12 protein-coding genes are annotated in these 12,123 nt (G+C 38.2%); 7 read left to right on the top strand and 5 right to left on the bottom strand.

The window, feature by feature from the left end:
• Positions 1 to 62: 62 nt before the first annotated feature.
• Positions 63 to 449 carry a hypothetical protein gene (locus C9J35_RS12750; protein WP_107924798.1) on the top strand — a complete coding sequence of 129 codons (387 nt, stop codon included), beginning with the start codon at positions 63 to 65 and terminating at the stop codon, positions 447 to 449.
• A 221-nt stretch (positions 450 to 670) separates the two neighbouring features.
• Positions 671 to 1,189, top strand: coding sequence for a hypothetical protein (locus C9J35_RS12745; protein WP_107924797.1), 519 nt, complete (start codon positions 671 to 673; stop codon positions 1,187 to 1,189).
• A gap of 361 nt (positions 1,190 to 1,550) precedes the next feature.
• Here C9J35_RS12745 and C9J35_RS12740 read toward each other — a convergent pair whose 3' ends face one another.
• A complete protein-coding gene (locus C9J35_RS12740; protein WP_107924796.1) occupies positions 1,551 to 2,840 on the bottom strand; it encodes a replication-associated recombination protein A in 1,290 nt (429 codons plus the stop codon).
• A 135-nt stretch (positions 2,841 to 2,975) separates the two neighbouring features.
• Here C9J35_RS12740 and cymR point away from each other — a divergent pair, with 135 nt between their 5' ends.
• The 4 genes from cymR to C9J35_RS12720 all read left to right on the top strand — a co-directional run bounded on the left by cymR (position 2,976) and on the right by C9J35_RS12720 (position 6,763).
• Complete coding sequence (cymR, locus tag C9J35_RS12735) at positions 2,976 to 3,395, top strand: cysteine metabolism transcriptional regulator CymR (protein WP_107924795.1); 420 nt, start codon at positions 2,976 to 2,978, stop codon at positions 3,393 to 3,395.
• A 131-nt stretch (positions 3,396 to 3,526) separates the two neighbouring features.
• Positions 3,527 to 4,672 (top strand): cysteine desulfurase family protein, encoded by a 1,146-nt coding sequence (locus C9J35_RS12730; RefSeq protein WP_107924794.1) that lies wholly within the window; start codon positions 3,527 to 3,529, stop codon positions 4,670 to 4,672.
• Positions 4,673 to 4,822: 150 nt separating this feature from the next.
• On the top strand, positions 4,823 to 5,947 hold the full coding sequence (gene mnmA / locus C9J35_RS12725; RefSeq protein ID WP_107924793.1) for a tRNA 2-thiouridine(34) synthase MnmA: 1,125 nt from the start codon (positions 4,823 to 4,825) through the stop codon (positions 5,945 to 5,947).
• Positions 5,948 to 6,103: 156 nt separating this feature from the next.
• Entirely contained in the window at positions 6,104 to 6,763 is a 660-nt protein-coding gene (locus C9J35_RS12720) for a tetratricopeptide repeat protein (RefSeq protein ID WP_107924792.1), read from the top strand.
• A 20-nt stretch (positions 6,764 to 6,783) separates the two neighbouring features.
• On the opposite strand, the gene C9J35_RS12715 is transcribed toward C9J35_RS12720, so the two are convergent.
• From C9J35_RS12715 to hisA, 4 genes are all read right to left on the bottom strand, one after another.
• A complete protein-coding gene (locus tag C9J35_RS12715; protein WP_107924791.1) occupies positions 6,784 to 7,449 on the bottom strand; it encodes a DedA family protein in 666 nt (221 codons plus the stop codon).
• 21 nt (positions 7,450 to 7,470) lie between these two features.
• Entirely contained in the window at positions 7,471 to 8,205 is a 735-nt protein-coding gene (locus tag C9J35_RS12710) for a GTP pyrophosphokinase (RefSeq protein ID WP_054767785.1), read from the bottom strand.
• A 213-nt stretch (positions 8,206 to 8,418) separates the two neighbouring features.
• On the bottom strand, positions 8,419 to 8,706 hold the full coding sequence (locus C9J35_RS12705; protein WP_054767800.1) for a hypothetical protein: 288 nt from the start codon (positions 8,704 to 8,706) through the stop codon (positions 8,419 to 8,421).
• Positions 8,703 to 9,470 (bottom strand): phosphoribosylformimino-5-aminoimidazole carboxamide ribotide isomerase, encoded by a 768-nt coding sequence (gene hisA / locus C9J35_RS12700; RefSeq protein WP_107924832.1) that lies wholly within the window; start codon positions 9,468 to 9,470, stop codon positions 8,703 to 8,705. The genes C9J35_RS12705 and hisA overlap by 4 nt, the downstream gene beginning before the upstream one ends.
• A 193-nt stretch (positions 9,471 to 9,663) precedes the next feature.
• Between hisA and recD2 the strand changes: the two genes are divergently transcribed.
• Positions 9,664 to 12,108, top strand: a complete 2,445-nt coding sequence (recD2, locus tag C9J35_RS12695) for an SF1B family DNA helicase RecD2 (protein ID WP_107924790.1) — start codon at positions 9,664 to 9,666, stop codon at positions 12,106 to 12,108.
• Positions 12,109 to 12,123: the final 15 nt, after the last annotated feature.

Below are 12,123 nucleotides of genomic sequence, written 5' to 3'. Positions count from 1 at the left end.
CTTTTGAGACGGCTACTTTTTCTATGGTACAATAGTACAGTTAAAAAGAGGAGGCAATGACAATGGAGCAAATTTATCAAATGGAATACAGAGGCTTGAATCTATTCGATGAAATTAGCACAGTGGAGTTAGCAATCGATGAGGCGAGACGGACAATACATATTTTTGATATTGGACAGGTTGTTACGCCCATTTTCAATTTTGATGTATCTGCTTATGAATTATCAGAGGGTTTTTATAAAATGGCTGATATACTTCGTCATAAACATATTTTAACAGTGCAGCAACCTGCCAGTGAATTGACGTTAAGTGAATGGCTCATAACAAATAATGCGTATTTTTATAGTCCAAAACAGAGAATTAAAAAATATGCAAATGGATGTATTGTAGAAATAGTTGATCGAGAAAAGGAACAATTCCTGTTTGACGTCTACGTACAAAGAGTATAATTCTACCAAAATAATAAATCTCACGTTCACAAAATGCTAATAATTCACGAAATTGCCTTATTTTCTTCATGCACCCACTTCTTCTTTTGGTTTATTGCTATAATTTGAATAATTCCAATATACGATAGACAACAGGTCAATTTGTTTGGAATGTACAGGACTGCTTAGGGGAGTAGGAATGGCGTTTGATAAAACAAATGAGAACATGGGAGAGTGGGACAATGGAAATACAAGTAATTCGTGATCATTTAGATATTGTAAAGCTCCAAGATAAAATGAATAATATTGTATTTGACTATCTGGACACATCTAATAATTACACAAAGGCTATGCGAGAATTAAAACCTTTATATACACAAGTAACAACTTTTTATAAAGAGCATGTTGATGGCCTTGCAGGTGAATTACCGACTGCGAATACGTATTGGCACTTGTTTATAGACTGTAGTGCAAAGCTGAGCTATTTTTTAGCAGCAGCCACCTACTATTCAACAAATGAACTACAAAAAATACCTGATAAGGTGGAGCGATTATTAGCGATTGCCGCCTATGCATTACCAAGTATTGATCAAGAAGAAAATGAAGAATTTTTGACAGCTATTTTTGCACTTTATGGTGAAGTGGTTGGCGATGATGAAAAGACTACTGCACTGCGCCAAGGCGTTTTAGCACAAAAAGGTGTAGTCAAACAATGCTTACAGCAATTTAAACTATTTGTTGATAAGGAAATAATGGATTAATATTGAGTTTTTACCATTGTCGTTCTTAAAGAGACAATGGTTTTTTTAGATTAGATTATGTTTTTTATTGCAATGCAAAGAATTTTGATGAGATGTAAGATACATATAATAGAGGTCATTATAGTTTTCGTGTTGAAATAAAGATAAAAAAGCAGGAAGATACCATCCTACAAGGTTAATATAGGATAAATGCATGAAGTGTAGCGAAATATATTTGCAAAATGTTCGTGTGGTCAATCTGGTCACAAAGTCAACAGAAGGTATGATGGCGCACATTCAACGCGCGGCCCTCACTTGTTAAAGGTACACTAGTATCAAAATTCAAGGAAATAACAAAAAAGTGATGCGTCTTCTGGCGACATCACTTTTTGCTATTTTGGAAGGTTTTCAACTTTTCGTAAATGCCAGCCATTCGTTTCTCTTCCCCAGCAATAACAGGCTTATAAAATTCTGTTCCAACGAGTGCATCAGGTAAATACTGCTGATTGACCCAGCCACCGAATGTACCGAGGGGGCTATTGTGGGGGTATTGATAGCCAACATGTCCTAAATCTTGTGCCCCCGTGTAATGAGCATCGCGTAAATGAAGGGGGATATCACCGGTTTTACCTGCATGGATACTAGCGATAGCCGCATCTATTGCTATGATAGCAGAATTCGATTTCGAGGCCAGACACATTTCAATGACAGCACTTGCTAGTGGTATGCGCGCCTCAGGTAAGCCGAGACGTTCTGCTGCTTGCACTGCCGCGAGCATATGAGCACCAACATCTGGATTGGCAAGACCGATATCCTCATAGGCCATAACGAGTAAGCGACGACTAACAGCAACTAAATCGCCATTTTCAAGTAAATGTGCTAAATAATATAATGCTGCATTTGTATCACTGCCGCGTACAGATTTTTGCAATGCGGACAGTAAATTATAAAAATGAGAACCATTTTTATCACCATAAACCCCTATTCGACCAATAAGGTGTTCAATGATATGGTCAGAGGCAATTGTTTGTCCATTTACTTCATCACTCGCATAGTAAATCGATTCAAGTAAAGTAAGTGCTTTGCGAGCATCTCCATTAGCCGCTACGGCAATTTGTTCAATTTGTTCGGCTGTTAGCGTAAATTCATATTTACCAAGTCCTTGCTTTTCATCAGTTAGGGCCTTGTTAAGAAGTTCAACTAAATTTTCTGGGGTTAAGCGTTTTAACTGATGGATTTCTCCGCAACGCGAGCGAATAGCCGGATTTACATCATGATATGGATTCTCTGTAGTAGCACCTATCAAAACAATGGAGCCGTTTTCAACATGTGGTAACAACGTATCCTGCTGTAATTTATTGAAGCGATGGATTTCATCCAAAAAAAGTAGAACCTTTCCGGATATTCTTGCTTCCTGGACAATATCCTCCACATCTTTTTTTCCCGCGCGTGTGGCATTTAGCGAAAAGTACGGTAACTTTGAGCTACCTGCAATCGCATTAGCAATGGATGTTTTACCAATGCCTGGTTCCCCGTAAAGTAACATGGACGGGACATGGCCGTGTTGAATCATTTTATAAAGTGCAGTATCAGGACCGACGAAATCTTGCTGACCAACGATTTCATCAAGGGTATGTGGTCTCATGCGATAAGCAAGTGGTTCATTATGCAAAAGTCATCCTCCGTTCGTTCGTCTGTTCTAATTTATAGTATATCATATCCTTATAGGAGTATTTCCGAGTTCTACGAGAGGATATTATGGTATACTGTCTTTAGTATTTTGACTAGACTAATTGAGGGTGATAAAATGAAAATTTCAACAAAGGGCCGTTACGGGCTAACAATTATGATTGAATTGGCAAAACACTACGGTGAAGGCCCAATACCACTACGTAAGATTGCCGCAGAAAAGGAACTTTCTGAAGCCTATTTAGAGCAACTAGTATCGCCATTACGTAACTCAGGCTTAGTGAAAAGTGTGCGTGGTGCATACGGTGGATATATGCTTGCAAATCCACCAAGTGAAATTTCGGCTGCAAATGTTATTAGTGTATTAGAAGGCCCAATCCAGCCTGTAGAAGGAATTGAAAATGAGGAAGCACCTCAACGTGAATTGTGGCTACGTATTCGTGACGCTGTAAAAAATGTTTTAGATACAACAACAATTGAAGATTTAGCACAACATACAGAGGAAAATGTAGTGGATGGCTACATGTTCTATATTTAAAAAAGTTTAGGCTAAAGCGCCACCCTTCGTAAAATCACAGTTGCAACATAGCCACGCGCGACTTTTGCGAACGAATGATAATCGAGGGTAAAAGGGCGCTTTAGCGCTTTTCATATAAAGGAGTTTTCAACATGAATTCATACATCTATCTTGATCATGCAGCGACATCGCCAATGAATGACAAGGTAATTGACGCCATGACTTTAGCGATGCGTGAGGTCTATGGGAATGCATCAAGCATTCACGGCGCAGGACGAGAAGCACGCAAATATTTAGATGATGCACGGGAGATACTTGCTCATTCTATCGGTGCGAAGCCCGGTGAAATCATTTTCACGAGTGGTGGGACAGAAGCGGATAATACAGCGATTCTAGGTACTGCTTATGCACGCGCTACTGAAGGAAAGCATATTATTACTACACAAATTGAACATCACGCAGTGTTACATACATGCGAAAAGCTTGAGCAAGATGGCTTTGATGTGACGTATTTGCCAGTAGATACAATGGGGCGAGTTTCAGTACAAGCTGTGCAAAGTGCATTACGTGAGGATACGATATTAGTAACGATTATGTACGGCAATAATGAGGTAGGTACCATTCAACCAATTGCTGAGATTGGTGAGTTGTTACGCGACCATCAAGCAACGTTCCATACAGATGCTGTACAAGCTTATGGATTAGAAACAATCAATGTAACGGATTTACAAGTTGATTTATTAAGTGTATCTGCACATAAGATTAATGGACCAAAAGGAATCGGCTTCCTTTATCAGAAGGCAGGTACGCCACTTGCTAGTTACGCTCTTGGTGGCGCACAGGAAAAAAAACGTCGTGCAGGTACTGAAAATATACCGGCTGTTCTTGCTTTTGCTACTGCCGTACAAAATGCAAGTGAGTTGCGCCTAGACAAGCGTTCACTGTACAATCACTTTAAGCAAATTATGCTTGAGGTTTTTACACATGAAAAGCTGTCATTCCATGTAAATGGAGATTTACAAAATGGACTACCACATGTCTTAAATGTAAGTTTTGCAGGCATGGAAGTTGAATCATTTTTAGTAAATCTAGATATGGCCGGCGTTTGTGTATCAAGTGGTTCAGCATGCACAGCGGGCTCAATTGATCCTTCACACGTGTTAGTTGCGATGTTTGGGCAAGGAACTGAAGAATTACGTAATTCTATTCGTTTTAGCTTTGGTGAAGGTTTAACAGCAGATGATGTCCGACAAGCCGCAGAAAAAACAGCCGTAATTGTGAAAAGACTCGCAAATTAATATTATTTAATGAACAAGTACTTTGCTTTTAAAATAACAGATAACTTGAAACCTCTGACGGAAACCATGTATGTTTAGAAATGTGCATGTCTAAAGCATCAGTGATTCCATACGTGGTCATAAAGTTGATTGAAAGAAAAGGTGACAACAATGAAAGAAACACGTGACCCTTCACAAATTCGTGTCGTTGTCGGCATGTCGGGTGGGGTAGATTCCTCGGTTGCAGCATACTTGTTAAAACAGCAAGGTTATGAAGTAATCGGAATTTTTATGAAGAACTGGGATGATACAGACGAAAACGGCGTTTGTACAGCTACAGAAGACTATGATGATGTTATTAAAGTATGTAATCAAATAGGTATTCCATATTATGCAGTGAATTTTGAAAAACAATACTGGGATAAAGTTTTTACTTACTTTTTAGAAGAATATAAAGCAGGGCGTACACCTAATCCTGATGTGATGTGCAATAAGGAAATTAAGTTTAAAGCTTTTCTTGAACATGCGATAAATTTAGGTGCAGATTATTTGGCAACTGGTCACTATGCACGCATCGACCGTAATGGTGACGGCGAAGTTTTAATGCTTCGTGGTGTGGATGACAATAAAGATCAAACTTATTTCCTTAACCAATTATCTCAGGAGCAGCTATCCCATGTTATGTTCCCGATTGGTGATATCGAGAAAAAAGAAGTACGAAAAATCGCGGAAGAAGCTGGGCTTGCTACAGCAAAGAAAAAAGATTCGACAGGGATTTGCTTCATCGGTGAGCGTAATTTCAAAGAATTTTTAAGTCAATATTTACCTGCTCAACCTGGCACAATGGAAACGATGGATGGAGTTGTAATTGGGCAGCATGACGGCTTAATGTATTATACACTAGGTCAACGCCATGGTCTTGGTATTGGTGGAGACGGTGAACCGTGGTTCGTGCTCGGCAAAGATTTAGAACGAAATGTGCTACTTGTTGGACAAGGATTCCACCATGATGCAGTGTACTCTACATCATTAACAGCTGTAAAAATGAGCTATACTTCGACAAAAAAATTGCCCGGGAAATTTTCATGTACGGCGAAATTCCGTTATCGACAAACAGATACACCAGTTGAAGTAGAAATATTAGAAGATGGTCGTACACATATTACATTTGCAGAACCTGTACGTGCAATTACGCCTGGACAAGCTGTTGTTTTATACGATGGTGAAGTGTGCTTAGGTGGCGGCACAATCGACGAAGTTTTTAAAAATAGCGAGAAATTAACATACGTTGGATAAATTGTGAAAAGACTGCTGCTAACATGATGCAGTATGCGTTTCCTTTCCTACCTCTTTTACAGTTAAGTACTATGTTGTAGGGAATTGGCACAGCTCAAAATACGGAGGCTATTACGCATATGTAACAGCAGTCGTTCACTACATAGAGGTGAAAAAATGGATTTTAATGAACAGGGCATTCTAGCATTTCAAGAAAAACGTTATGAAGATGCGGCACAGTTTTTTACCCAAGCTATAGAAGCTGAGCCTGACAATGCCATTGGTTATGTGAATTTCGGTAATCTATTAGCAGTACTTGAGGATACAGAGCGCGCAGAGCGTTTTTTCCAAAAGGCTATTACGGTGGATGATTCGGCTGCAACGGCTTACTACGGTTTAGCCAATTTATATTTTAATGCAGAGCGTTTTGCAGAAGCGTTAAAGCTTTATGAACAAGCGGTGACACATAAGATTGAGGGTGCCGATGTTTATTATATGATGGGCAAATGCTTCGAACGAATGGAAAATCCGAAGCTAGCTTTACCGTATTTACAACGTGCGGCGGAGCTTGCTCCAGAAGATACACAAATTCGATTAGCTTATGCGATTGTACTTTGTGCTTTAGAAATGTTTGACGAAGGTAAAAAAGAATTAGACTTTTTAATCGAACAAGATTGGAATAATGCCGATGCGCATTATAATTTAGGTGTTCTTTATGCTGTATCGACAGAGCAAACAGAAGATGCGATGTATCACTTAAAACAAGCCTTTACATTACAACCTGAATATGAACAAGCACGTTATATTTATGACATGATTGCACAGCGATTTAATTAAATGAAAAAAACTCGTCTCTACTACAGTAGATGACGAGCTTTTTTTGAATGCTTTTTAATATATTCAAAGATAAAGGCGACGGTTGCAGGGATAAAGGCGGTTAATGATATAAACAGTAAAGATAAAAATAAATTATCTGCAATCCATGGGATATTGCCGAGTGCAAAACCTGAAAACAGCCAAACGATTGTCCAAATCAGTGCTCCTAGACAATTGTACATTAAAAAACATTGAAAATTATAGGAAGTAAAACCACTTACAAACGGTACAGTCGTGCGCATTAATGGCACAAAACGGGAAAATGTAATCGCAATTTTACCATAGCGTTCTAAAAAATTTGTAGCCTTTAAAATTGTCTTATCCGGAATAAAGCGAAGTGGAGAAAATCGCCATGATTTTAATTTTGCCTTATTTAAAAACTTTCCGATAGTATAGTTTTGTGCATCACCTAGAATAGTTGCAATGAAAAATAACAAAAATAACAACCAAACATTTAAATGACCAATTGCAGCAATTGTACCACTGGCAAAGACGGTTGAATCACCTGGGAGAAAAGTTAATAAGATAAATGCTGTTTTGGCATAAATGATGAGAAATAACACTATATACATAACGATACCGTATTCAACAATATAGCGATATAATTCCGTGTCAATTGTTTTTAAAAAGGTCAGGGTTTTTTGCATAATAGGAATGTCCTTTCTGCATTATTCTTCTACTTGTCGATCAGATGTTATAAGAGACAAATATTTTGCTAAATGAGCAATAGGTGTCTCGTCGATAAATGATGTCTCCGTTTCATTAGCTTTTAAAATATTTATTTCCTTATTTAGACGTTCCATTTTACGATCAAGTTCAGCTGCTTGAAGTGCTGCATCTTTTAGTTCTGTACGAATATGTGTAGGAACCTCTTTATTATACTTATAGTAGATTTTATGCTCTAAGCTGGCCCAAAAATCCATCGCAATCGTGCGGATTTGAATTTCACTATAGACTTTTTCCATCCGATCAGACATGAATATAGGAATCTTTATGATGAGATGCAAACTTTGATAGCCATTTTCTTTTGGCTGGGCAATATAATCTTTTACATCAACGACTTCAATATCACTTTGCGCCTGAAGCATAGCACTCACTTTATAGATATCTTCCACAAATGAGCAAGTAATACGTACGCCAGCTATGTCACGAATATTTTCACGAATAGCGTCTATTGAAGGTTGTAATTCCTTTTTCTTCACTTTTAACAAAATACTTTTTGGTGATTTTATGCGAGTTGAAACATGTTCAATTGGATTGTACTCGTGAATGAGTTTAAATTCTTCTTTTAAAATATTTATCTTCGTCTCAATTTCATTCAGGGCAAATTTATAGCCTAAAAAGAAGCGCGTTAGTTCTGTTTGGAAGCTTTTTAAGGTAGTTGTTTCAAGTTCGTTTTTCATATAGTGTTAAATCCTTTCATGATAAAGTGAAACAATTAGTAGTGGGAGTCCCACCTGTAGTGAATTAGTGACTCGAGCTTTATGAGTTAGCATATGTTTGAGGGATATACAGGCTTTCTCACTAGTAAGCTTAACAAAACTTAGATGAAATGAGAAATAAGCGCTCCAATCAGGAAAACCTATCTTCAACAGAGAAGATAGGTTTTTCTAGTATTATACGATAATTTTGGCATTTAAGTTGTAACGTTTATTAAACTCTTCGACAAAAATTTGTAAATCAATATATGTGCCGATATAAGGTTCGTTTTCTTGATTACGTAAAAAACCACATGTCGCTTTTAATGATTTGGAAAATTCTAACAGCATTTGTTCGTTATCAAGTTGTACTTGTAATGAAAGAGAGTCATCAAAAGTATTTACTTTAAAATACTTGCCATCAATAATTCGCTCTAAATTGGTTTCTGTGAATGGAAAAACATACTCTTTATATATTAATTTCATAATACCCCGCCTTTTTTACAATAGTTTACAACATCTGAATAAAGTAAATCTCCACCAAAGATAGATAAGGCACTGCCAATTGTCACATGGAGCTTACCATTCGCAATGTCCTGAAATTTTTTCAAATCGTCTAAAGAATGAACCCCTCCTGCGTAGGTGGTTGGTATCGTAGTCCAGGCGGCTAAATCACGTACTAAGCTTTCTTGCATTCCGTCTTTTTTTCCTTCTACATCTACAGCGTGAATAAGTAGTTCATCACAAAAACTTTCAATATATGCAATTGAATCAGCATTCACTTCAAAATCGCTAAACTTCGTCCATTTATCTGTTACAACAAACCATTTGCCATCACGCATACGGCAGCTTAAATCGATGACAAGATGTTCTTTCCCCACAGCTGTTACTAATTGCTCTAGGCGGACAAGATCGAGCATTCCATTATGGAAGATGAACGAAGTGACAATCACATGTGAAGCACCTGCATCAATATATTGTTGTGCATTTTTAGCGTTTATGCCACCACCAACCTGTAAACCACCAGGATAAGTGCTTAAAGCTGCAAACGCGGCTTCTTCGTTTCCACTACCAAGCATAATGACATGACCACCTGTTAACTGGTCTTTCGCAAACATCTTGGCATAATAACTAGAACTATGAATAGAAATGAAATTTTCAACAACTTCTTGATCTTCATGTCCTAAAGTACTGCCAACAATTTGCTTCACTTTGCCATCGTGTAAATCGATGCAAGGTCTAAATTCCAATTGTTCCACAATCCTTCCCGTACTACACATTCATTCTTTATATCATAGCATGGAAATTGTTAAAATAGCGGTCAATTGTCATTTGTCAAAATAATGTTAAAAGATTTTACGGATTTGCAAGTTAAATCGATATTTTTAGGCATGCTGTGGTAAAATAAAAAGATTGAAATGAACGAGAAAGGACGAACGAAAAATGGCAGAAAATCTTGATTTATTTGAGCTAAATAAGTTTTTTATTCTCGGACGTCCTATCGTCTCAATTTTTCATAATGCGCAAAATATGTATTCCATTGTCCGTGTAAAAATTCAAGAAACAAATTTACAATATGACGATAAAGAAATTATTGTAGTTGGCTATTTTCCTCCGCTTCAAATGGATGAACAGTATCGATTTACTGGAATTTTGAGACAACATCCAAAATATGGTGTACAATTTCAAATTGAGACGTTTGCAAAAGAAGTGCCTGCGACTGAACAGGGGATTGTCCATTACTTATCGAGTGACTTATTTGTTGGAATTGGCAAAAAAACAGCCGAAACAATCGTTGAAAAACTTGGTGCAAATGCATTACGCCTTATTTTAGAGGACCCAAATGCACTCGATGTCGTACCTCGTTTATCTGCTGATAAAAAAGAGGTTATTCATCGCACGATTGAACAAAATCTTGGCTTAGAACGTGTCATGATTCAACTTAATGAATGGGGCTTTGGACCACAGCTCGGAATGAAAATTTACCAAACATATCGTACGGAAGCAATAGCGTTATTAACAGAAAATCCGTATCGTCTTATTGAAGACATCGAAGGTGTTGGATTTTTACGTGCCGATGAACTGGGTGCAAAATTAGGTATTACCGGCAGTCACCCTGACCGTATTAAGGCAGCAATTTTACACAACTTAAATACAGCTGCACTTTCAGATGGTCATGTGTATTTAGATGCCGAACATGTATTACCACAGGTAAAGGACATGCTCGAACAAAGTCAACGCGAGGAAATTCCTTATGAGACGATTTCTAAGGCGTGTATTGAAATGCGTGAGGACAGTAAAATTTATGGCGAAGAGACTAGGCTTTATTTGCCATCCTTATATTTTTCAGAGGTCGGCATCGCCTCTAAAATTTTAGCGTTAACCGAACGGAACAGTAAGGCTGAGCATTTTAGTAAGGATGAGATTCGCAAGGCAATTGGCGAAACAGAAGAGTTTCTAAACGTCACATATGCAGAAACGCAAGCATACGCGATTGAACAAGCCCTCAATTCCGCAGTGATGATTTTAACTGGTGGACCAGGGACAGGGAAAACGACCGTTGTACGAGGTGTCGTTGAAGTCTACGCAAAGCTACATGGGCTATCACTGAACCCAAAAGAGTATGCACAAAAAGAGGAACCGTTTCCCATTATTTTATGTGCGCCGACCGGACGTGCAGCAAAACGTCTTTCAGAGTCGACAGAGCTCCCTGCTATGACAATTCATCGTTTATTAGGGTTTACAGGACAGGAAAAAGAAGAAGAAACCGAGCGTGAAGTGACAGGCAAGCTTATTATTGTAGATGAAATGTCAATGGTGGATACATGGCTTGCACATCAATTATTGAAGTCGTTACATGAGGATGTACAGGTAGTATTTGTAGGGGATCAAGATCAGTTGCCTCCAGTAGGTCCGGGACAAGTGTTAAAGGATTTACTAGCCTCTCAGCAAATTCCTACTGTAGAATTAACAGATGTATATCGTCAGGCTGAAGGGTCTACAATTATCGAACTTGCCCATCAAATAAAGCGCGGAACGATTCCCAACGATTTAACAGTGAAAACATCAGATCGTTCGTTTATTAAAGCCTCCTCAGAACAGGTGGCAAATGTTGTTACACAGATTGTCAAAAGTGCTGTAGCAAAAGGCCAAGAAATTCGCAATATTCAAGTACTTGCGCCAATGTATAAAGGACCAGCAGGAATTGATAATTTAAATAAAATGATTCAAGAGTTGATCAATCCCAATGATACGGGTTCAAGGAAAGAACTTGTCTTTGGCGATGTAACGTACCGCATAAAAGATAAAGTACTTCAGCTCGTCAATCAACCAGAGAGCAATGTCTTTAATGGCGATATGGGCGAAGTAATTAGTATCATTAAGGCAAAGGAAACAATCGAGAAGCAAGACTTACTCGTTGTGTCTTTCGAAGGAATTGAAGTTACCTATCAACGCAGTGATCTAAATCAATTGACGCTTGCCTATTGTTGCTCTATTCACAAATCACAGGGCTCTGAGTTTCAAACTGTTATTATGCCCGTCGTGCGAGGCTATTCAAAAATGCTACGTCGTAATTTGTTATATACGGGCATTACACGCGCGAAAAATTTCCTGATTTTATGTGGGGAGCCTGATGTACTAGCAGGTGGCTTACAACGTACAGACGATTTACAACGTTTTACCTCGTTGCGTGCTCGACTTAATCCGATGGAAGCAACTGAGGCAATAGTTGAGGTAGTGGAAGCCTCGCTAACTGAAGAAGAAACATTGCAGGAAGAGAAACAAACAATCCCTGCGAAACTCACGGTAGACACGATGCCACATATTCATCCAATGATTGGAATGGATGGTGTTTCACCGTATGAATTTATGGATGACATTACTTAAATAAAAGATTTATGA

It is taken from the genome of Lysinibacillus parviboronicapiens (assembly GCF_003049575.1).
Classification (GTDB): Bacteria; Bacillota; Bacilli; order Bacillales_A; family Planococcaceae; genus Lysinibacillus; species Lysinibacillus parviboronicapiens.
The sequence above is the reverse complement of the archived record's forward strand: the minus strand, read 5'-3'. Positions and strand labels throughout refer to the sequence as shown.

Excerpts from the sequence above, each read along its gene's own strand:
- C9J35_RS12750 (WP_107924798.1), top strand. The coding sequence starts at position 63 with ATGGAGCAAATTTATCAAATGGAATACAGAGGCTTGAATCTATTCGAT.
- C9J35_RS12745 (WP_107924797.1), top strand. The coding sequence starts at position 671 with ATGGAAATACAAGTAATTCGTGATCATTTAGATATTGTAAAGCTCCAA.
- cymR (WP_107924795.1), top strand. The coding sequence starts at position 2,976 with ATGAAAATTTCAACAAAGGGCCGTTACGGGCTAACAATTATGATTGAA.
- C9J35_RS12730 (WP_107924794.1), top strand. The coding sequence starts at position 3,527 with ATGAATTCATACATCTATCTTGATCATGCAGCGACATCGCCAATGAAT.
- mnmA (WP_107924793.1), top strand. The coding sequence starts at position 4,823 with ATGAAAGAAACACGTGACCCTTCACAAATTCGTGTCGTTGTCGGCATG.
- C9J35_RS12720 (WP_107924792.1), top strand. The coding sequence starts at position 6,104 with ATGGATTTTAATGAACAGGGCATTCTAGCATTTCAAGAAAAACGTTAT.
- C9J35_RS12715 (WP_107924791.1), bottom strand. The coding sequence starts at position 7,449 with ATGCAAAAAACCCTGACCTTTTTAAAAACAATTGACACGGAATTATAT.
- C9J35_RS12710 (WP_054767785.1), bottom strand. The coding sequence starts at position 8,205 with ATGAAAAACGAACTTGAAACAACTACCTTAAAAAGCTTCCAAACAGAA.
- C9J35_RS12705 (WP_054767800.1), bottom strand. The coding sequence starts at position 8,706 with ATGAAATTAATATATAAAGAGTATGTTTTTCCATTCACAGAAACCAAT.
- recD2 (WP_107924790.1), top strand. The coding sequence starts at position 9,664 with ATGGCAGAAAATCTTGATTTATTTGAGCTAAATAAGTTTTTTATTCTC.